The following is a 21,248-nucleotide window of genomic DNA, read 5'->3' as shown; positions in this document are numbered from 1 at the left end:
AAAACACCACTTTGAGTGGTGTTTTTTTGTTTATAGACTGCTATAACTATTTAGTTACGCTGAATTTGATCGTACTAACGGTATTGTTTAAGTCATCAGTTAGCCTGCAAAAATAAACTCCGTTGCTAAGCCCGTCAATGGCCAGTTGTTGAGTTGCACCGGTTAAATCAACTTCCATTTTAACTGCTCCAAGCATATCAGTAATAATAGCTTTTTGTGCAGTATTGCCTTTTAGGTTTTCAATTATAATAGAAGATGTGGCCGGATTTGGGTATATTTTTAACCCGTTGTTTTGTACGTTTTCATCTACGCTTGCAGCTGAACGTTCATCAACGTTTATCATTGCACAACTCTCATTATTGCTCGCTTGTGAATCAAACGGTTGCCCATTGCTGCTTGTTTCTAATTCAAAGCAAAACGGGAAATCATCAATCTCTTTTTCGGTAAACGCAAAGCTAAAGGTATAAAACACACTGTCTCCCACCGCCATTGTATTGTGCGGCACATGCCTATGACTAAAGCCCCCAAATACATAGTCACCGCTCATCTTCATGTTTACAAACACTGAATCGGCAGCTGTAAGCGCATCAACACCCACATTTTTAATGCTGTAGGTTAACTGAATTGTTTCCATTACATAAATTTCATCACCTGTTTTTGGTGAAAGCAGCTTTATTTCAACATCTTTTTGAGCAAAAGCTGAAATAGCAAGGCAAAACCCTACTGATAGAGTAAAAATTTTTTTCATTGTATTGGTTAGTTTATAACCTTACAATCGAAAAAATGATGTTGAAGGTTGTAACCATAGATACAAAATTTTGTTTAACTCTCCTATGGTTCGCACTTTATCAATGCATTTTCAAGGTTTTGCTTAAACACAGTCAATGCCTTAATCTTTGTATCAATTTCTTCAATTTTTTTTAGCACCATTTCGGTCAAACGTTCATTATCAGTGTCGTTTTGTTCCCAAAACTCCAGAAATTCTTTAGTCTCGATAAGTTTAAAGCCCAAGTTTTTCCCAATAGCAATCATTTTTAATACATCAGGAGCGTTATCTGCGTATTCTTTATAATTGTTATCCCGCCGATTAGCTGATACTCTTAACAGTCCCATTTTTTCATAATACCGTATCGTATCCCTTGATACTCCAGATTTCTTTGACAACTCGCCTATAAGCATAAAAAGTATAAAATTTTGCTTGACCATGGACTATACTCCATGGTTTATACTTGTAAAAATATTGAATTGTACGATGGATATGAACAGGTATTTTGAAAGCTATAAAAGCACCGCCGAACAATTAATCAACCAAGCGGCAAACTACACTGAAGCTGAATTTTCACTTGCACCCGCTGAGGGACAATGGAGTATGTCTGAAATGTATCGACACATTGTTTTGGTAACCGAAAAGTGTCTTGATAATATTGATAGCTGTAGAGAAGGCAACGGTAAAAGGCAAAAACTTGCTTTTGGCCCTGCTTTGTTTAGTCTAATGGGGTCTTTTCCCCCTATTAAGTTACGGATTAAAAAGGTACCCGAAAGCGTTAAACATATATACAGTCCTGAAACTATTACGATTAGTGAAGCTGTTGCAGAATTGCAGGCAAGCATCAATAAAATGGAACAATACCAAGCGGTTGTTAAGAATACTGATAAACACCTTAGAATAGAGCATTGGGCAGGTGGTTGGTTTACTGCTGCACAATGGTACCAAAGTGCAGAAATGCATATCCGCCACCATTTAAGGCAAAAAAAGCGGATTGATGCATTTCTGAAAAAGAGATAACTCTTATTGGTTAGAACAAACTGCTTTGTTCTATTTTTATCGTGCCGTCGGCAGGTGGTTTTGGGCGGTTTTTCAACATTTCATCCAATACCGGGTCGTCAGTTGGCGCTGTTAGTGTTCCGTTATCTTCCCCATCGTCGTCATCTTCGGTTTCAATTTCTTCCTCTTCTACAGCCTTTTCAATCAACTGCATTGCGGTAACGTCTTTACCATTTAGTTTGGTACCCACCGCTTTCCAACCTTTCACATCATACTCTGCTAACTGCAAAGTCTCTTCGGTAGCTTCTTTCTTTTTACCGTAAGTTACTTGCAATTCAGGTTCGGCATTGTCTGTTGCTGCTACAATATAGTTTTTATCACCGTCAGCAATACAGCGGAATTTCTTATCAACGGTTAGTGTTTCTATCATAAACCGTTTGATATAGTAGTTAGTGCCTTCGTGGTCGAAATACACTACCGTAACTGCCTTTGTGGGGTTGTATTTGCGGATAAAGACCACATCGGCCGCTTCGTAATGGTTGGTAAGCTCAAAGTTAGTAAGCTCGTAGTCGCCGTTTTTGAATATTACCAGTATCTTGTCTTCACCGTCAAAGCTTCCAATGTATACGCCCCGCTCGTCAGTATTCAAACGGCCTATACTTATATCGTACCATATTTTTTGGGCACCAAGGGTTGAAACTCCGGCTTGTTTAAACTTAACATTTTTAACCAAGTGACGGCTTAGTATATTACCCTGTGAGCCTCGACCTTTTACAGCAAGCGTGCTGAAATCAAAATCAAAGGCCAGTTTTTTAGCTTTTGAGAAAGTACTTAATTGTACACTCACAATTTCAGCTTCACCGTTAGGGTTGGCACTAAAGTAAAGCACTTTTGAGTCCTTCTTACCGGTGGTCAAATCATACTCTTTATCACGGGTGATACCGCCTACATTAAAACGCTTTACTCTTGAAGTTCCGGTTTTACCATCGGCATATATCATGTTGTAAACCATACGGTCATCAGTTTTACGAAAAACACCCACATGGATAATATCTTTACCCACGAACGACTTTTCGGTAATTTTTGTAACCAGCATTTTACCATCGCTTCGGAACACGATAATGTCGTCGATATCTGAACAGTCGCTTACGTATTCATCCTTCTTCAATCCATACCCCACAAAGCCTTCTTCACGGTTTACGTACAGCTTTTGGTTGTTAACAGCCACAAGGTTGGCCTGTATGGTATCAAAAGTGCGTATTTCTGTTTGACGTTCACGACCCTTACCGAATTTCTTCAGCAAGTTCTCGTAGTATTTAATCGCATAATCAACCAAGTTGTCCAAGTTATGCTGCACTTCTTTCATTTCGTCCTCTAAGCCCCTGATGTGTTCATCGGCTTTAAACGAGTCGAACTTAGAAATGCGTTTGATACGTATTTCGGTCAACTTGATGATGTCGTCTTGAGTTACCTCACGGCGCAGCAGTTTTTTATATGGATTAAGCCCCTTATCGATGGCTGTAAGCACCCCTTCCCACGTTTCTTCTTCTTCTATATCACGGTAAATACGATTCTCAATAAATATTTTTTCGAGTGATGAATAATGCCAGTTGTCTTCCAACTCACCCATTCGTATATCCAACTCGCTTTTCAGCAGTTGTTTGGTATTCTCGGTACACAGACGCAGAATCTCATCTACCGAAAGGAAAACCGGCTTATCGTTTACAATTACACAAGCATTGGGCGAAATTGACACCTCACAATCGGTAAAGGCATACAAGCCGTCAATAGCTATGCCCGGTGAAACACCCGGCGCTAAATGAATTACTATCTCTACATCCTTGGCAGTGTTATCTACAACTTTCTTAATTTTAACCTTTCCGCTATCGTTAGCTTTAATGATACTTTCAATTAAACTATTAGTTGTAGTAGAGAAAGGTATATTCTTAATAGCTAATATTTTATTATCTATCTCTTCGATCTTTGCTCTAACACGAATTTTGCCACCCCTCTCCCCTTTTTGATAGTTACTAACGTCTATCATTCCGCCTGTTTGGAAGTCAGGATACAGCTCAAAAGGCTTGTTTTTAAGCAGGTTTATTGATGCTTGCAGCAACTCGCAGAAGTTGTGAGGCATAATTTTAGTGGCCAAACCTACTGCAATACCTTCAACGCCTTGTGCCAGCAGTAAGGGGAATTTAACGGGCAATGTTATCGGCTCGCGCTTACGGCCATCATAACTCAACTGCCATTCGGTAGTTTTTGGGTTATAAACAACCTCTTGCGCTAATTTTGAAAGCCTTGCTTCGATATAACGGGGAGCCGCCGCATCATCACCGGTGCGTACATCACCCCAGTTACCTTGGGTGTCTATCAGCAGGTCTTTTTGACCCAAACCCACTAACGCATCACCTATGGAAGCATCACCGTGCGGGTGGTACTGCATGGTTTGCCCGATGATGTTGGCTACCTTATTGTACCTGCCATCGTCCATTTCATACATGGCGTGCAGAATACGCCTTTGTACGGGCTTTAATCCATCATTCACGTGGGGCACTGCCCTCTCCAAAATTACATACGATGCGTACTCCAAAAACCAGTTTTCATACATCCCGCTCACGGGCAAAGCCTCTTGCAAGGTTTCGCCTTCAACGGGTGTTTTCTCTTCGTTTTCGGGTAACTCGTCGTTGTTTATGTGTTCGTCGCTCATACTGTTTGTTCCAGTTTGTGGGTATCCGCCTCACAATCGGCTATACTATTCATCTCTAAAAATACACAATCGGTAAGTGCCAGTACTTCGTGCCAAACCATCGCGAAAATCTCAATACAGCTTGGCTCTTCAATCATGACTACCTGTTCATTTTTAGTATCTAAATCAATGGTTTTTAATTGAATACTTCCTGAAATAAGTATCAGCACCTCGGGATTCTTATATCCGGCAGCTCCGGTATGGTAGTGTCTTCCGCTAATACTGTCTTTAACCCTGTAACCCAAAATAAACTCACCCGTACGTTGGTTATCAAACAGCATGGTTTTACCTCGTTCGTGCTGCGCGTACAACGTAAGTGGTGTTATGATTACTTTATCGTTCATTGGTTACTTTAATCACTATTTAACTACACTCAGGCAACATCTTCATACACAGCATCCTTTTCTATTTTAAGGTTGCTGATGATAAACTGCTGGCGTTCCATGGTGTTTTTACCCATGTAATATTCCAACAGTTTGCGGATGGACATATCTGGTTTCAGGATAATCGGATCCAATTTCATATCCTGACCGATAAACAACCCGAATTCCTCTGGCGAAATCTCACCCAATCCCTTAAAACGGGTAATCTCAGGTTTGCCGCCCAGCTTTTGTATGGCTTTTTGTTTTTCGTCTTCGCTGTAACAGTACATGGTTTTTTGCTTGTTGCGGACACGGAATAACGGAGTATCCAATATGTACACGTGGCCATTCTTCACCAAATCAGGAAAAAACTGCAAAAAGAAGGTAAGTATCAGCAACCTGATGTGCATACCGTCCACATCGGCATCGGTAGCAATTACCACACGGTTGTAGCGCAGGTTTTCAATACCTTCTTCAATGTTTAATGCGTGTTGCAACAGGTTAAACTCTTCGTTCTCATACACCACTTTTTTAGTTAAGCCAAAGCAGTTTAGGGGCTTTCCGCGAAGACTGAAAACGGCTTGTGTTTCCACATCGCGCGATTTGGTAATAGAACCGCTGGCCGAGTCACCCTCGGTAATGAAAATCGTTGTATCGTACTTCTTCTCGCTTTTCGATTCGTCTAAGTGCAGGCGGCAATCCCTTAGCTTTTTGTTGTGCAGGTTGGCCTTTTTTGCCCGCTCGTTGGCCAGCTTCTTAATTCCAGCCATATCCTTGCGTTCGCGTTCCGATTGCTGGATACGTTTCAGCAGTGCATCAGAGGTTTCAGGGTTTTTGTGCAAAAAGTTATTCAACTCGTTGGATACAAAATCGCCGATAAAACTCTTCAAACTCGGGCCGTTTTCGTACATCACTTGCGAGCCTAACTTGGTTTTTGTCTGGCTTTCAAATACCGGCTCCTGCACACGCACGCTAATAGCAGCTATAATTGATGCGCGTATATCAGCCACATCAAAGTCTTTCTTATAAAAATCACGAACGGTTTTAACCACCGCTTCTCTAAACGCTTGCAAATGCGTACCGCCTTGGGTGGTATGCTGCCCGTTTACAAAGCTGTAATACTCTTCACCGTACTGGTTTTCGTGGGTCATGGCTATCTCAATATCTTCTCCTTTCAGGTGAATGATGGGATAGCGTATCGCCTCGGCGTTGGTTTTGCGTTGCAGCAAATCCAACAAACCGTTTTTCGACATATAAATGGTGTCGTTAAAATGGATACTCAGCCCTGCATTCAGGTAGGCATAGTTCCAAATCTGTTCTTCAAGAAACTCAGGTCGGTAATGGTAATTACGGAAGATGGTATCGTCGGGCACAAAAGTCATTATTGTACCGTTGCGCTCGTTGGTGGCCTCTTCGGGGGCATCGTTAACCAATACTCCGCGTTCAAATTCAGCTATTTTAGTGCGTCCATCGCGTATTGACTGTACTCGGAAGAACGAAGACAGTGCATTCACAGCCTTGGTACCCACCCCGTTCAATCCTACTGATTTTTGAAAGGCCTTACTATCGTATTTACCTCCCGTGTTTATCTTAGAAACACAATCAACCACTTTCCCAAGAGGAATTCCACGACCGTAATCGCGCACAACCACTTTATGGTCGCTTACTTTAATTTCAATCTTCTTACCATTACCCATTACAAACTCATCGATTGAGTTGTCGATAATTTCTTTGATAAGAATATAGATACCATCGTCAGGAGATGCACCATCGCCCAGTTTACCGATATACATACCGGGACGAAGACGGATGTGTTCACGCCAATCCAGTGAGCGTATCTCGTTTTCGGTATATTGTGAATTATTTGGTTCAGCCATTGCTTGCTATTCGTTAATGGTTACTAAGTTATCAGCTGCCCAAGAATGGCAATTACTGATACTTTACACACCGGTTATTGTTTAGAATTTAAACAAAATCGATTGGTAAAAATATAGCTAAAAGCCCTGTACTTACTAAGAAGTTTTGCAAAGGATGTGGATAACGGCGTTTGTCTTGACTTTTCGACCAAAGGCAACTGCCCCTTTATGAAGAATTGATACAAAGTTCACATAATTGCATCATGAAAACACCTAAACTATTAATTCTGACACTTTTTGCTGTTGGAGTAGTATCGTCGTGCATTACGGTTCACCCTGTGGGCACTACCAACAACATCGCTTTTAGCGGTGCTAATCAAATTATGGTAACCTCTGATGACACGTTGATGTTTGATAAGTTAATCAACAACTTAAAAATGAATGGATTCACCTTTGAGACTATTGATAGAGTTAATGGTTTTATAAATGTTAAACCCAAGTTTCACCCTAATTACCCCGGGCCTTACAATGCCATAACCATGACGCTGAATGTGGTTTTTATTAAGGAGGCTGGAGCCAATAAAATTCTTCTTTCAGGTTCGTATTTTAAAGATGCCTTCAATGCACCGGATGAAAGCGGGCAGGTTATGTTTACAAATTCATCTACAGCAGCCAGAGTAGTATTTGATGAGTTTGTGAGGCAGCTACAAGGAATACCCAATATTACAATCACCTATAGAAAGATATAAGCCGAAAGGTTCAAAGCAACTAAAGTGGGCAATGATTTAGTTCATTGCCCGCTTTTTTTGTTTTTAAGGTTCGAAGCGTTCGTTTTGAAACATTCAAAATTGATTTAAGCCGCGCTCACAAACTTTCTTACCCAAAACACCTCAATACACCTTTCCCCCTCAAACCTGCCTCTAAAAACGATTTTTTAAGGGGTTTATATTTCTAAAACAACAGCATTGTAAAGCAAAATCCATCTGTTTCTCTGCCATTTTGACAATGCTTTTCCTTGAAGACAATTTTTGTTTATAGTTTAATATTAAAAATATAAAAATCAACACTTTATGTTCAATACCTAAAGTAATAATACAAATAAAATACCCTCTAAAGCGAGACTTAAATTAAACGATCCACAACATCTGTAAAGTCGTGATTTTACACTTGTAAAATCAACTTTACAGATGTAAAATTGCAGGTATGGATGCATTGAATGTTCGGTTTATGGAAGTGGTTTCTAAAATGGCTGCTAGTAAAACTGCTTTTGCTGCTGAGTTGGATATTTCACAAGGTGTACTTACCCATATAGGTACAGGAAGAAATAAGCCGGGGGTTGAACTGTTACAAAAAATACTGCAAGCCTATCCCACTATCAGGGCTGAATGGTTGCTTATGGGGAATGGTGAAATGGAAAAAGAGGTGGTTGCAGATACTACCGCCTTAAAAAACACGCTTCAACTGGCTGAAAGCAGGCTGCAAAATGCAATGCTCGACTTAAAATTAGTAACTGAGTTAATTACTGAGGTGAAACAAAAACTGCCTTAGTGGTGGTTACGCCTTAATACCAATACGCATAAAATCGGCTATTTGGCGAGCGGTACTTTGTATATCGGCATCTGTAATTGCTTTCTTCAACTTTTTGGGGTTTAGAAGTGTATCGCCTTCTATCTTGTTTTGTATCACCAAAAAGTCGAGAATGTTTGTATTTATCTGCGCCAACAAGTAACCGGCTAAGTCTATATTCAAATCAAACCGTATTCCACCCATCAGTACTTCCCTTTCTAATAAGCCCCGCATAAAATCCATTGACTTTTTGCGTTGTTCTATCATGGCATTCCCCAAGTCTTTACTAAACTTCTCGTTGTTCGCATTTGCCAATAAACGGCTGTACAATGGATTTTCAATATCAAACTGTATGGTTTGCACAAACAACGAGGCAAACAAATCGTAAATGTTTTGGGGCGGTGTACGCAATAGGTTTTTTACATATTCAAGCCTGCGTTGGGTAGCTTGCTCAAGCAAGTAGCCATACAAGTCTTTTTTGTTTTCAAAATACTGATACACACTGCCTTTGGCAATCCCCAACACCTTTACAATGTGTGTTATGGACGCATGGTCATAATCATTCATAGCAAACTCTTCAAGGGCTACGGCCAAAAAATGTTCGCGTTTAGCCTTTGTTAAGTTTATAAATGTAGGTTTCGGCATACAGTATTCGTTTTGTGTGTAATGTACATAGCTATTACAGCTAACACGAAAGTACTAATGACCAATTAGTCAGAGTTAACATTTTATCTACAATCAATTTTTTTTGACTTTTTTTTCATGAGCCATCCAACTTTTTGCAGGTAAAGTGGGTCTATGTAAATAGTTTTTTCCGTATGCTAAAGTGCGGTCGGAGTTGGGATAACACCCATTGCACGTGACTTGAACGGTTTTAATCCGTTGTGAGTCAGGTTGGTAAAAAGCGATAAGGTAGGTTTGAGCCAATAAGTCCCGTCCGACGCGATGGGACTTTTGGTTTTTATACAGTCGGTTTATCACGTAGCTTTTATTTATTTTGCCGCTTACTGTATGAAACGTATTGAAACAATCTTAACCGCCCTTCCTATTACATTCGTTACAACGCTTACTATTGGGGCGATATCAAATTGGCAACACACCCATTATTTGGCGTATGCTTTCTTTATTTCTTGGGCGCTATTGTTCATTTTCCATATTGCAACCCTGCGCAATTATCATTCGCTGATACTATTGGGGTTGGCCGGCGGAGCAGCCGGTTTGTATTTTAATTTAATGGCTGAGGTGAGTAAAGCCGAAGCAGCCTTGTTATTAGGCAGAATTTCTATCACAGTGTTTGCAGCTATACTTGCAATCCGCCTTTATAGAATCCGTGAATCGCTTGAAAACTCGAGCATGGTGTTTATTGGATTGGTGATTCTTCTACTCTTGCAGGCCGTAACCCAAACCGTACAAACCAGCGAGCAAGCAATGGAGGCCGTTTCAGTTACCGGCTTTGCCCACTACTTTACTACGGGGCTTATTGCACACATATTATTAAATGATACCTACAGCAGCGTACTTACCACAGGCGAAAAAAAGGTGCTAATGATACAGGTGATTTTTTGCTTGTATAATATATCGTTGCTGCTGATTTCTAACTTTGTGTAATGAAACGTATTACACTGCTATTGTTTTGCTTACTGGCCGGCTACACAGTTAGCCGTGCCCAAAAAAGTTTCCCCGCGGGGTATGCAGGAATTTGGAAGGGCGACTTGTATATGTATACCGCAGGGGTGAAAAACGTGGGCAAAATACCCATGAGTTTAACCATTAAGGCTACAGACAGCACTAACCAATGGATTTGGATAATTAGTTACTTGCCGCCGGGAAAAACACCCGACCAACGTAATTACGAATTGATTGTTACTGATTCTGCCAGAGGGAAATACACGATAGATGAGAAAAACGGAATTTTGATTGATGCCAGAATGGTGGGCAATGTTTTGGCAACCCGTTTTGCAGTGGGCGAAAGTTTATTGCTTATTACATACAAATTAGAAGGCGACAGTATTGTGTTTGAAGTAACGAGCGGTCCGGTAAACACTCCGCACGAAACGGGCAACCAACCCGAAAATGATGTGCCCCCCGTTATTGTTTACGCAATAACAGGGTATCAAAAAGCGGTGTTGGTAAAAGATAAGTGAGTTACCCCCTCATTTTATCAAGCAAACGGCTCAGTTCGGCAGCTTCTTCCTTGTTTATCTTCTTTAAAAAGCCGTCCATTTCATCGTCGCGGCTATCAATCTCGGCTACCAAGGCCAGCCCTTTTTCGCTTATTACAATATCCACAAGGCGTTTATCGTGGCAAGCTCTGCATACATCTACCAATCCTTTTTCTTGCAGTCGCGCCACAATACGGCTCACATCGCTCATTTTATCAAGCATACGGTCGCGTACCAAATTGGTAGATACCGGATTGGGGTGTTGCCCTTTCAATATCTTCAATACATTGTACTGTTGTGGGGTAATGCCATAACCTTTCATAAAATCCTTCATCTTCAGTTGCAGCCAGCTGCTAGTGAAGATGAGGTTAATTACAGCCTTTTGCCAGTCATTCCTAAATTTCTTTTGCCTTATTTCCTGCTCTATTTTCATTTGTTCGACAGGTATTTAATTAGTAGCCAAAACTATTCCGTTGCTAAACTGCAAAAAAACACACAAAAAGTGATTTTTATTGTACATTTATCCCTGAAAGTGAAAATGTGGGATTTTTGGGTGAAAATTTGACGTATAAAGCGTAACACAAAACCAACAACTATAAAACTAAACGGCACTATTAAGCCGTATATTACTACTGTAATTCTATATGCAAAACAACGCCCTACAAACACTTTTATCTGCAAGTCACGGTGTATTAGAGCAATTACACCGTTTAGCCATGTCCCTTTCTACCTCGCAATACACACAGCCGCTTGATTTGTTAGGAGGCAATACCATAGGCAAGCACTACAGGCACATTATTGAGTTTTATCAATGTTTGATAAAAAACGCTGAGGTTGTGAATTATGACAAACGTTTGCGCAATACAGATATAGAAAACAGTCCTGTAATAGCCAATGCTATTATTGAAGAAATACTGCTGCACCTTGATGCTGAAAAGGTATCTGACAAGCAACTGCACTACCACGCCGATTTTTCGGAAACAGGTACAGAGGACATTTCTGTAGCTACCAGCTTTGGTCGTGAACTGGCATATAATATTGAGCATGCCGTGCACCACATGGCTATATTACAAATGGTAGTGAAACACTACTTTAAAGAAATTGAATTGGAGGAAGGATTTGGCGTAGCGGCTTCTACCCTGCGCTACCAGCAACAAAACCATGTGCACAGTAACGTTTCTGCCCCTGGGCCAAGGTGATTTTATAATCACTTCTAACCGCGACGAGCGAAAAACGCGCAATACAATACCCCCTGCGCCTTACAACATTTTTGGAACTGAGGTTTATTTTCCAAAAGATACAGAGGCCGGAGGTACTTGGTTTGCCGCTTCTAAAACTTATACTCTTGTATTACTAAACGGTGCTGCCCATAAGCACCACCATAATCCGCCCTACAGAAAAAGCCGTGGATTGGTAATGCTTGACTTTTTTGGATACTCAAACCCTGCTGAGTACGCATACAGGTACAATTTTGAAGGTATTGAACCTTTTACGTTGGTAATTATCAACCCTGATTTAAAAACACTACATCAATTTAGGTGGAACGAGAAAATGCCCGAATTGATTGAAAAAGACTTTGAGGATAGCCATATATGGTCGTCAGCAACATTATACGATTCGGAAACCCGAAAACGCAGAGAAGTTTGGTTTGAGCAGTGGAAAAACGAGGGAAACGAGTTTACCGTTGATAACATATTGCGTTTCCATCATTTTGGCGGTACCGGAAACATAGAAACCGACTTGGTAATGAATCGCAGCAACCGTGTGCAAACGGTAAGCATAAGCAGTTTTGAAAAACGCCACAACGTAAGCACATTTTGCTACGAAGACTTGATAGAAAACAAACGCCACACTGTAATTCTGTAAAACTGTATGCAAAAACCGCTTTGGTGGATAAAATGGACCCGTTACGAGTATTGGCCGGTGTGGTTCTTTTTTTTGCCGCCTACCATACTGTTTTGGCCCATACTGGCCATAAGAGCAAGGGCGTTATTGTATTTCACAGCGGCTAACCCGGGTATTCCGCTGGGGGGATTTTTCGGCGAAAAGAAGTTTGACATTATAAAGAGCATACCCAAGCAATACTTACCGCAAACTTTATTGATAGAACACTCCCTGCTTAATAACGCCGCAATACTTATTGCGGAACAACAATTCGCTTATCCGCTGATTGTAAAACCCAACGTAGGCGAACGGGGCAATGACGTGGCAAAAGTTGAAAACGAGGAGCAACTAATCAAACAACTAGAACGATATACAGGGGATGTTATCGTGCAAGAATTCATTACACACCCTGAAGAGTATGGTGTAATGTTTTACAAGCTCCCCGATGGCAGCAAATGCGGTATTACCTCCATTGTTAAAAAAGGTTTTTTAACAGCTACGGGTGATGGAAAAAGCACCCTGATTGACTTGTTGGAGAAAAACGATAGAGCAAGATTTCAGCTACCTTCATTGGCGCAAAAACCAACCGTCAACCTGAACGAAGTGCTGCCTGCCGGTGAAAAAAGATTGATAGAACCCATTGGAAATCACTGTAAAGGCACTGCGTTTATATACGGCAATCACTTAGTAACCAATGAATTGATTGCGGGATTTAAAAAAATAGCCGACGCGATGCCCGGATTTTATTTTGGCCGCTTCGACATTAAAGCCCCGAGCGATGAGGCGTTACAAAAAGGGCAAGGTATAAAAGTGATGGAAGTGAACGGTACCACCAGCGAACCCGGCCATATATACGATATGCAAGCCATGAATTTATGGAAAGCCTACCGCGATATCTACCGTAACATGTATACAATTTGTACCATTGCCATTATGAACCACAGGCAGTTTGGTGTACCCTATTCAAGCAAAAAAGAATTTTTAACTACATTGTACGGGCATTTTTTTAAGAATCGACGCTAATAAGTTGTGCAAGCCCTTTTATACTTTCTTCTCGCAACGGTAATAAGCTACCTCGCTTCTGTGCAATTAGGCCCCGTAAACCTACGGGTGATACAATGTACTGTACAGTTTAACAAAGCATACGCTCTTCGCGTAGGCTTCGGGGGTTGTGTACCTGAACTGTTTTATACCGCCCTTGCCTTTTTTATTACCGAATTAATCAGTCCTGAACAGTTTGAGCAAGCATGGATGCACTTTATCACCTTGCCTGTTTTTTTGTTTTTGGCAATCACCAATTTAAGAAAAAAACATACGCCTGCCGAAATCAGCGATACTCCTCCTTCACACCGCAAAGGCTTTTGGGAAGGTTTTGTGTTGGCCTCGCTCAACCCACAACTTATTACCTTTTGGCTGCTGATAATTGCCTTTTTAAAAACCAAAAATCTGTTGATAGACATTACTTGGGTTGAAAAAGGCGCATTTATAATAGGGAGTGCCGCGGGAGCTTTTTTATTACAGCTATCATTTATTTTGGTTGCCGGCCGATACAAAGAGTGGATTTTGAAAAAAGCAGGGAAAAGTTTTAATAAAATAATCGGCGGGTTATTTTTGTTGCTGGCTCTTGTAGATGCCGTAAAACTTATTAAAACCCTTATATGAAGCGATTAGCCATATTTTTCTCTCTTGCAGTTTGCACATTGGCAGGCAATGCCCAAACCCATCATTTTTTACCCAATTGGAAGGCGAATGATGTGTATAGCTATTACTTCTTTAAGAATAAATACACCCCAAAAGATTCAACTTACAAGCAAGATAGAGATACGGTTGTTGCCACACTTAAAGTGTTAACTACCAGTAAAAAAGGATCTGAAATTGAGTTAAAATATAACTACTCTAAAAGCATTGCGCCGCAATACCCGTTGCAAGGTATTGCATTGATTGTTAGCGATGTGAAGCGTGCACACCCTATTGTACTGCAATTGGATAGTACAGGCAAGTATGTAGGACTTAAAAATTGGGAGTTTTTGAAAACCAAGTGCATGGAGGCTGCCGACCAAACCAAAAAGTATTCAAAAGGTGAAGATGTGGCCGAGGTAGACTATTGGAAAAAGAAACTTGATACAAAAGAGGAACTTGAAAGGTATTTTACTGAGGACATTGAGTTCTTTTTTATGCTATACGGCAGCCAACTTAAGCGCAAAAGCAGTTTTGACTACGCCGATGAGATAAAGAATCCCTACAACACTGAGTTTTTGCCTGCAACTACTACTTTAGAAACCAAAGACGATGGCAACGCTATAGAAGTGAAGTTATTTACCTTGCCTGATGAGGCCACCGGAGCACAAGAATTGGCAGGAATACGCCAAATGATAAAACAACAAGTAGACAACCCTGAATTATACACCGACGCTACTATTTTTGAATTGCAAGACTATTACGTGTATTTGCACAACACAGGTACAGGTACCCACCAAACAGCTATTTACCTTCGCTACCTGAAAGAAGGGCCTAAAGAACTGATAGAATCGTGGAAGTTTATTGCTGTTAAATAAAACGGCTTAATCCTTCGCCACGGCATTCAGTTTTCTGGTTTCCAACGTACCGTAAACTGCGCTTAGTATTACACCTCCGGCTAGCAATGCCATGCCAGATATGCTTTGGGTGTTAAACGTTTCATCAAACAAGAAATACCCGAACACTAAGGCGAAAACCAATCCTATGTATTGAAAGATAGCAACTTTGCCTATGTTTTCAACCTGATACGACCTTGTCATAAACAATTGCCCTAATTGGGTAGATACACCCATAGCTACCAGCCAAAGCAACTCAGTCCATGTAGGTGTCACCCACGTCATAGCCGTAGGTATAATAGATAAGGGTAAAGTAACTAACGGAAAGTACATTACTACTACCAGCGGGTCGTCTTCGTTCTTCAGCTTGGCAATAGTGTTGTATGAAAACCCTGAAAGTATAGCTGAACCAACACCGCACAAAAACATCAATACAGATATACGGTCATCAAACCCTTTTACCACAAATACCCCCGCAAAAGCAATTGCGTAAAACAGCCACTTAATTGGCTTCATGGGTTGTCCCAGAACAAAAATGGCTATTAAGGTGCTAAAAATGGGCGACAGGTATTGTATGGTTACTGCCGATGCCAGCGGCACTTCTTGCAAAGTAATAAAGTAAAGTAACAGGCTTACTGAGCCAAACAAGCCCCGCAACAGCAGCAGCTTTTTATTAGTACCAAACATAGGAATGCCCTTTTGTTTAAGTGCTAGCATTGCCATGCCCAGCGTAATAACGCTACGAAAGAAGATAATCTCAAAAATGGGGATGTTGGGCAGCATTTTCACAGTAACGTTCATAATTGCAAAGCAAAACGTTGCTATGAGCATATATCTGATACCTTGATTCAAAATGAGTAGGCCCTATCGGGCAAGAGTTAAAAAAGTGCTATTACAAAGTGTATCAACATCACCAAACAAAATGCCACTTTTAATAAAGTGCCGGCCAAAAAGCCAAAAATGTGGCAATGCCTGATTTAAGTGCTGCATCGTTATCCTGCCCCGCTATCAACTCTCCTATCACGGCTCCTAAAAACGTTCCGATAAGCATGCCCAATGGCGGAAAAAACCATATTCCTACCAGCATACCTATAATACTACCGTTGCTGCCCCATTTGGTACCTCCTGTTTTCTTAACCCAATACGCAGGTATCCAGTAATCAACGGCTACAATTATCACTGTAAAGATGCCGTAAATCACCAACGATAAAGTTGAGAACGAAACGGGGGTGAACAAATGGGTTATCAACAGCCCTGCATAGGCTATTGGCGGACCGGGTAGCACAGGCAATACTGAGCCGGTGATGCCTGCCAATATCAGCAGGCCCGATACTACCAATAATAAAACCTCAACGGTTTCCATACCTATTATAACCAGCCGCGGCCTAGTGCTTCTCTAAATGGCCATGGAATAGCCGCAAAAATCACCACTAACGCTACTATGTAAAGTATAAGAGTTGGACGTAACGGGGTATTGTTTACCAATGCCCTTTTTGCCTTACCGTGTCCGATGGTTATCAACACAATGGCAATCAGCATCATTATCCAGTGTTCTACTGCATAAAAGCGGTATGCACTGTTTTTCATTACCTCGCCTGCATTCTCTTTTAAAAGATTAAACCAATCGGTTACAAAAAAGTATAGTACAAACCCGATAACAAACTGTATGTGGCACGAAACCATAAAAATGGTTGAAAATAAGCGTACCTTGCTTTTAGCATTCATTAATATGGTTGCTACAGCACCAATGCCGCCCAGCAGAATAACATAGCGAAGAACAGAGTGCGTACCTCTCAAAAACTCGTACATAGTGGTTGTGTTTAGTTTAATTGTTTGGCAAACCTACTAATTTACCTTGAAACACTTTTTACAAAATGTGAACGAAACGGTAAAACTGTAACCTCAATCAACAAAACCTTCTTTTTTTCAAAATCGGCTACCTCATCACAAAAACTCTATCCACATTACTTTTTCTCTAAAACCTTTAACTTTTTAGTAAAAAACCACCCAGTCACTAATTCTTAACCCCTTGCTATGCAGGCTAATAACCATTGGTTAACCCCTTGCTTTACTGAATGTCTTTTAAACAGAGGGCTACAGCCAATTGTCTATAAAAATAAGGGGTAAACGGGTGTATTTAATACCACGCAGTCATATATTGCCTCGCAAACTCAATAAATACGGTAGGTTTACCGTTTTATTACTACACATATACCACATTAGAAAAATATTAAGCAAACATTACGTGTAGATAAACTCCCTTAGAAGCCCTTTACTACCACTGCATCTAAGGCCGTCGTGTTGATAATTAGTTATACACTCTGTTTTTGTGGAAATGTGAAAATCTCGAGGTTGGTAAAACTACATAATAAACGAAGATTTGTATAGGCAATTAGGCCACCATGTCCTGTTGGAAACGGCAGGGCAATTTTTATCGGTACCTGATTGATTATGAACAACTAGTTAGCCTTTTAGGAAGTAGAGGACAACCATTAACACAGCTAAGCCATGGACGAGAAACCAGAAGTAGTGACCCAAAGCGCAGCCGTACCCGGAGCAACTATTATGAACGTGAACGAAGAACCCATATTAAAAGAGAACAAAGACCGCTTTGTTATTTTCCCTATTAAGCACAACGATATTTGGGCTTACTACAAAAAAGCAGAAGCAAGTTTTTGGACAGCAGAAGAGATAGACTTGCAGCAAGACCTTACTGATTGGAAAGATAAACTAAACGACAACGAGCGTCACTTTATTAAGCACGTATTGGCCTTTTTTGCGGCCAGCGATGGGATAGTGAACGAGAACCTGGCCGAAAACTTTGTATCCGAAGTACAATACCCTGAAGCTAAATTCTTTTACGGCTTCCAGATTATGATGGAGAATATCCACAGCGAAACATACTCGTTGTTGATAGACACCTATATAAAAGACCCTGTAGAAAAAGACGGCCTTTTCCACGCTATTGATACGCTTGATTGCGTGAAGAAAAAAGCCGATTGGGCACTGCGTTGGATTAGTAACGCCAGCTTTACAGAGCGTTTGATAGCATTTGCTGCCGTTGAAGGCATTTTCTTCTCAGGAAGCTTCTGCTCAATATTCTGGTTAAAGAAACGCGGTTTGATGCCGGGTCTTAGCTTTAGTAACGAATTAATAAGCCGTGATGAAGGCATGCACTGTGATTTTGCTTGCCACCTATACAATGCACACATTGTAAACAAACTACCACAGCAACGCATTGTAGAGATTATCAGCAATGCTGTTGAAATTGAAAAAGAGTTTGTTACCGATGCTTTGCCCGTAAGGCTTATAGGAATGAATGCCGACTTGATGAACCAATACATTGAGTTTGTGGCCGACCGTTTGTTGGTTGAGTTAGGATGCCAACGTATCTACAACGCAAGTAACCCGTTTGATTTTATGGAAATGATTTCGCTGCAAGGCAAAACCAATTTCTTTGAAAAACGAGTGGGCGAATACCAAAAAGCTGCCGTAGCCAACAGTAATACCATTGCAGGAAACACAGATTTGTTCCGCATGGACGACGATTTTTAAAATACAACCCGAAAATATTTGCCAATAAATACAACCCTTACCGGAGGACCTTACTATGATGTATGTAATTAAAAGAGACGGAAAACGCGAGAGCGTTATGTTTGACAAAATTACCGCCCGTATCAACAAGCTGTCGTATAGCCTTGATACTAATTTTGTTGACCCTATAAAAATATCGAAGAAAGTAATTGAAGGAGTATATGACGGTGTAACCACTACCGAGTTGGATAACCTTGCCGCTGAAACCGCTGCAAGTATGACCCCTGTTCACCCTGACTATGCGATACTTGCCAGCCGTATTGCAGTAAGTAACCTGCACAAAAACACTGATAAGCATTTTAGTGTGATTATGGACAGGTTGTTTAACTACGTGAACCCAAAAACAGGCGAAAAGGCTCCCCTTATTGCTGATGATGTATACGAGGTAATTGTTGACAATGCTGAATTGCTTGACAGTACTATTATATACGACCGCGATTATAACTTTGACTATTTTGGGTTTAAAACCCTTGAGCGCAGCTACTTGCTGAAGCTTGACGGTAAAGTAGCCGAACGCCCTCAACACATGTATATGCGTGTGGCCATAGGTATACACAAAGGCGATATTGAAAACGTGATAAAAACCTACAATCGCCTTAGCGAAGGTTGGTTTACCCACGCTACACCTACCCTTTTCAACGCAGGTACGCCCAACCCGCAAATGAGCAGCTGCTTTTTGCTAACCACCAAAGACGATAGCATTGAAGGTATTTTTGATACCCTGCGCCAATGCGCTAAAATATCACAAACCGCAGGCGGCATAGGTCTTAGCATACACAACATACGCGCTACAGGCTCATACATACGCGGTACCAACGGTGCCAGCAACGGTATTGTGCCCATGCTGCGCGTGTTTAACGATACTGCCCGCTACGTTGACCAAGGCGGCGGCAAGCGCAAAGGTTCATTCGCTATCTATTTAGAGCCTTGGCACGCTGATATCTTCGACTTTTTGGATTTGAAGAAAAACCACGGTAAAGAAGAATTACGCGCCCGCGACCTATTCTACGCTTTATGGATACCCGATTTGTTCATGAAACGTGTGAAAGAAGACGGCGAGTGGAGCTTATTCTGCCCTAACGAAGCCAAAGGTTTGGCAGATTGCTACGGCGAAGTGTTTGAAGACCTTTACCACACCTACGAAGAAGCAGGCCGCGCTCGCAAAACCATTAAAGCACGCGAACTGTGGAACAAAATACTTGAATCACAGATTGAGACCGGTACCCCTTATATGTTGTATAAAGATGCTGCCAACAGCAAAAGCAACCAAAAGAACTTGGGTACTATTAAAAGCAGCAACCTGTGCACCGAAATTATCGAATACACCGCCCCTGATGAGGTTGCTGTATGTAACCTTGCATCAATGGCGTTGCCTAAATACATCATCAACGGTAAGTTTGACCACGATGCTTTGTTTGATGCTACTTACGAAGTAACCATCAACCTAAACCGCATCATCGACGGTAACTACTACCCCGTTGAAGAAGCCCGCAACAGCAATATGCGCCACCGCCCCATCGGGTTGGGTGTGCAAGGCTTGGCCGATACCTTTATTATGTTGCGTATGCCCTTCGATTCTCCCGAAGCAGCTAAACTAAATGCTGAGATTTTTGAAACCATTTACCACGCTGCGTTAGTAGCTTCAAAAGACTTGGCAAAAGCCGAAGGTCACTACGAGTCGTACGCAGGTTCACCTATCTCGCAAGGTATCTTCCAGTTTGATATGTGGGGCGTAACCCCATGCAGCCGCTGGAATTGGGATGTATTGCGCGAAGAAATTAAACAATACGGTGTGCGCAACAGCTTGCTTTTAGCTCCTATGCCTACTGCAAGTACCGCACAAATATTGGGTAACAACGAGTGCTTTGAGCCTTACACCAGCAATATTTACACCCGCCGTGTACTATCGGGCGAGTTTGTGATTGTGAACAAACACCTGATGCACGACCTTGTGGATTTGGGATTGTGGAACGACAGCATGAAGCAAAAAATCATCATGAGCAATGGTTCTATCCAAAACATTGATGAGATTCCACAAGACGTTAAAGAGATTTACAAAACCGTTTGGGAGATTAAGCAAAAAGTGATTATTGATATGGCTGCCGACCGTGGTGCCTTTATCGACCAATCGCAATCGCTGAACCTGTTTATGGAAAATCCCAACTTTGGTAAACTAACCAGTATGCACTTTTATGCATGGGAAAAAGGCTTGAAAACCGGTATGTACTACCTACGTACCAAAGCTGCTACCGATGCTATTAAGTTTACCGTGGTGAAAGAAAACCCACAAGTGATGGACGTTACCACCGCTGAAAACGCCGCTTTTGACCTTGAAAAAGAAAAAGTGACCGTAACTGCCACTGCTACAGTAACTACAACCACCACTACTACCCCAAGTGCTAAAATAGACAAGGCGGAAATAGAAAAAATGCACAGCTCGCAAGAAACCGATTACGAAGCGATGGCCATTATTGCCTGCTCGCTGGATAACCCCGAAGGTTGCGAAATGTGCGGTAGTTAATGTCATCCCGAACTTGATTCGGGATCTCACACCAAGTACATTGTTTCAAATTGTCTGATATAAATCTCCGCTCCCGATGAACAAAGTTTGTCGGGAGTTTTTGTTTGTAGGTAATTTTCCAAATCGCAAATACTTCAATAAAACGTACCCAAGCCCACCCAAAGGTCAAATTTTGAAGTATATACGCTTGCAGGTTTTATACAAACCACCCCTAAC

At 41.3% G+C, this 21,248-nt stretch carries 22 protein-coding genes; 12 read left to right on the top strand and 10 right to left on the bottom strand.

From position 1 onward, the window contains the following. Positions 1-46: 46 nt before the first annotated feature. Together F9K23_18535 and F9K23_18530 are read right to left on the bottom strand one after the other, a co-directional pair. Positions 47-748 carry a T9SS type A sorting domain-containing protein gene (locus F9K23_18535; protein KAB2912817.1) on the bottom strand — a complete coding sequence of 234 codons (702 nt, stop codon included), beginning with the start codon at positions 746-748 and terminating at the stop codon, positions 47-49. A gap of 83 nt (positions 749-831) precedes the next feature. Then, on the bottom strand, positions 832-1,206 hold the full coding sequence (locus F9K23_18530; GenBank protein ID KAB2912816.1) for a MerR family DNA-binding protein: 375 nt from the start codon (positions 1,204-1,206) through the stop codon (positions 832-834). Between F9K23_18530 and F9K23_18525 the strand changes: the two genes are divergently transcribed. Beyond that, positions 1,205-1,786: a DinB family protein gene (locus F9K23_18525; protein KAB2912815.1), complete on the top strand. Its 582-nt coding sequence runs from the start codon at positions 1,205-1,207 to the stop codon at positions 1,784-1,786. The two genes, F9K23_18530 and F9K23_18525, sit on opposite strands and share 2 nt — an antisense overlap. A 10-nt stretch (positions 1,787-1,796) precedes the next feature. Here the strand turns inward: F9K23_18525 and F9K23_18520 are convergent, their stop codons facing one another. The 3 genes from F9K23_18520 to F9K23_18510 are packed head-to-tail and all read right to left on the bottom strand — an operon-like array spanning position 1,797 to position 6,753. Next, a complete protein-coding gene (locus F9K23_18520; GenBank protein KAB2912814.1) occupies positions 1,797-4,475 on the bottom strand; it encodes a DNA gyrase/topoisomerase IV subunit A in 2,679 nt (892 codons plus the stop codon). Continuing rightward, the gene (locus F9K23_18515) at positions 4,472-4,858 is read right to left on the bottom strand and encodes a hypothetical protein (GenBank protein KAB2912813.1); all 387 of its coding nucleotides are present in this window, start codon (positions 4,856-4,858) and stop codon (positions 4,472-4,474) included. Before F9K23_18515 ends, F9K23_18520 begins: the two co-directional genes overlap by 4 nt. 29 nt (positions 4,859-4,887) lie before the next feature. Continuing rightward, positions 4,888-6,753 carry a type IIA DNA topoisomerase subunit B gene (locus F9K23_18510; protein ID KAB2912812.1) on the bottom strand — a complete coding sequence of 622 codons (1,866 nt, stop codon included), beginning with the start codon at positions 6,751-6,753 and terminating at the stop codon, positions 4,888-4,890. Between the two features lie 242 nt (positions 6,754-6,995). Here F9K23_18510 and F9K23_18505 point away from each other — a divergent pair, with 242 nt between their 5' ends. Together F9K23_18505 and F9K23_18500 are read left to right on the top strand one after the other, a co-directional pair. Continuing rightward, a complete protein-coding gene (locus F9K23_18505) occupies positions 6,996-7,481 on the top strand; it encodes a hypothetical protein (GenBank protein KAB2912811.1) in 486 nt (161 codons plus the stop codon). A 454-nt stretch (positions 7,482-7,935) separates the two neighbouring features. Further along, positions 7,936-8,280, top strand: a complete 345-nt coding sequence (locus F9K23_18500; GenBank protein ID KAB2912810.1) for a helix-turn-helix transcriptional regulator — start codon at positions 7,936-7,938, stop codon at positions 8,278-8,280. Positions 8,281-8,286: 6 nt separating this feature from the next. Here the strand turns inward: F9K23_18500 and F9K23_18495 are convergent, their stop codons facing one another. Next, positions 8,287-8,943 (bottom strand): TetR/AcrR family transcriptional regulator, encoded by a 657-nt coding sequence (locus F9K23_18495; GenBank protein KAB2912809.1) that lies wholly within the window; start codon positions 8,941-8,943, stop codon positions 8,287-8,289. 366 nt (positions 8,944-9,309) lie between these two features. On the opposite strand from F9K23_18495, the gene F9K23_18490 reads away from it, so the two are divergent. Together F9K23_18490 and F9K23_18485 are read left to right on the top strand one after the other, a co-directional pair. Further along, positions 9,310-9,906 carry a hypothetical protein gene (locus tag F9K23_18490; GenBank protein ID KAB2912808.1) on the top strand — a complete coding sequence of 199 codons (597 nt, stop codon included), beginning with the start codon at positions 9,310-9,312 and terminating at the stop codon, positions 9,904-9,906. After that, the gene (locus F9K23_18485) at positions 9,906-10,442 is read left to right on the top strand and encodes a hypothetical protein (protein ID KAB2912807.1); all 537 of its coding nucleotides are present in this window, start codon (positions 9,906-9,908) and stop codon (positions 10,440-10,442) included. The genes F9K23_18490 and F9K23_18485 overlap by 1 nt, the downstream gene beginning before the upstream one ends. Before the next feature lies 1 nt (position 10,443). On the opposite strand, the gene F9K23_18480 is transcribed toward F9K23_18485, so the two are convergent. Further along, complete coding sequence (locus F9K23_18480; protein KAB2912806.1) at positions 10,444-10,893, bottom strand: MarR family transcriptional regulator; 450 nt, start codon at positions 10,891-10,893, stop codon at positions 10,444-10,446. 211 nt (positions 10,894-11,104) lie between these two features. On the opposite strand from F9K23_18480, the gene F9K23_18475 reads away from it, so the two are divergent. Genes F9K23_18475 through F9K23_18455 form a run of 5 tightly spaced genes read left to right on the top strand, consistent with a single transcriptional unit; the run spans position 11,105 to position 14,899 of the window. After that, entirely contained in the window at positions 11,105-11,659 is a 555-nt protein-coding gene (locus tag F9K23_18475; protein KAB2912805.1) for a hypothetical protein, read from the top strand. Next, positions 11,622-12,326, top strand: coding sequence for an NRDE family protein (locus F9K23_18470; GenBank protein KAB2912804.1), 705 nt, complete (start codon positions 11,622-11,624; stop codon positions 12,324-12,326). The genes F9K23_18475 and F9K23_18470 overlap by 38 nt, the downstream gene beginning before the upstream one ends. Before the next feature lie 6 nt (positions 12,327-12,332). Then, on the top strand, positions 12,333-13,367 hold the full coding sequence (locus tag F9K23_18465) for a hypothetical protein (GenBank protein ID KAB2912803.1): 1,035 nt from the start codon (positions 12,333-12,335) through the stop codon (positions 13,365-13,367). A gap of 6 nt (positions 13,368-13,373) precedes the next feature. After that, positions 13,374-14,006: a hypothetical protein gene (locus tag F9K23_18460; protein ID KAB2912802.1), complete on the top strand. Its 633-nt coding sequence runs from the start codon at positions 13,374-13,376 to the stop codon at positions 14,004-14,006. Continuing rightward, the gene (locus tag F9K23_18455; protein KAB2912801.1) at positions 14,003-14,899 is read left to right on the top strand and encodes a hypothetical protein; all 897 of its coding nucleotides are present in this window, start codon (positions 14,003-14,005) and stop codon (positions 14,897-14,899) included. The genes F9K23_18460 and F9K23_18455 overlap by 4 nt, the downstream gene beginning before the upstream one ends. Positions 14,900-14,905: 6 nt before the next feature. On the opposite strand, the gene F9K23_18450 is transcribed toward F9K23_18455, so the two are convergent. The 3 genes from F9K23_18450 to F9K23_18440 all read right to left on the bottom strand — a co-directional run bounded on the left by F9K23_18450 (position 14,906) and on the right by F9K23_18440 (position 16,726). After that, complete coding sequence (locus F9K23_18450; protein KAB2912800.1) at positions 14,906-15,748, bottom strand: DMT family transporter; 843 nt, start codon at positions 15,746-15,748, stop codon at positions 14,906-14,908. A gap of 100 nt (positions 15,749-15,848) precedes the next feature. Next, entirely contained in the window at positions 15,849-16,280 is a 432-nt protein-coding gene (locus tag F9K23_18445) for a DUF456 domain-containing protein (GenBank protein ID KAB2912799.1), read from the bottom strand. Between the two features lie 5 nt (positions 16,281-16,285). Continuing rightward, positions 16,286-16,726 carry a hypothetical protein gene (locus F9K23_18440; protein ID KAB2912798.1) on the bottom strand — a complete coding sequence of 147 codons (441 nt, stop codon included), beginning with the start codon at positions 16,724-16,726 and terminating at the stop codon, positions 16,286-16,288. 756 nt (positions 16,727-17,482) lie between these two features. Here F9K23_18440 and F9K23_18435 point away from each other — a divergent pair. Both F9K23_18435 and F9K23_18430 read left to right on the top strand, forming a co-directional pair. Further along, positions 17,483-18,472: a ribonucleoside-diphosphate reductase gene (locus F9K23_18435; protein ID KAB2912825.1), complete on the top strand. Its 990-nt coding sequence runs from the start codon at positions 17,483-17,485 to the stop codon at positions 18,470-18,472. 58 nt (positions 18,473-18,530) lie between these two features. Continuing rightward, positions 18,531-21,032: a ribonucleoside-diphosphate reductase subunit alpha gene (locus F9K23_18430; GenBank protein KAB2912824.1), complete on the top strand. Its 2,502-nt coding sequence runs from the start codon at positions 18,531-18,533 to the stop codon at positions 21,030-21,032. Positions 21,033-21,248 lie beyond the last annotated feature (216 nt).

Source organism: Bacteroidota bacterium (assembly GCA_008933805.1).
GTDB lineage: Bacteria > Bacteroidota > Bacteroidia > UBA8524 > UBA8524 > SB11.
This window is presented reverse-complemented; position numbering and strand designations above follow the sequence as displayed.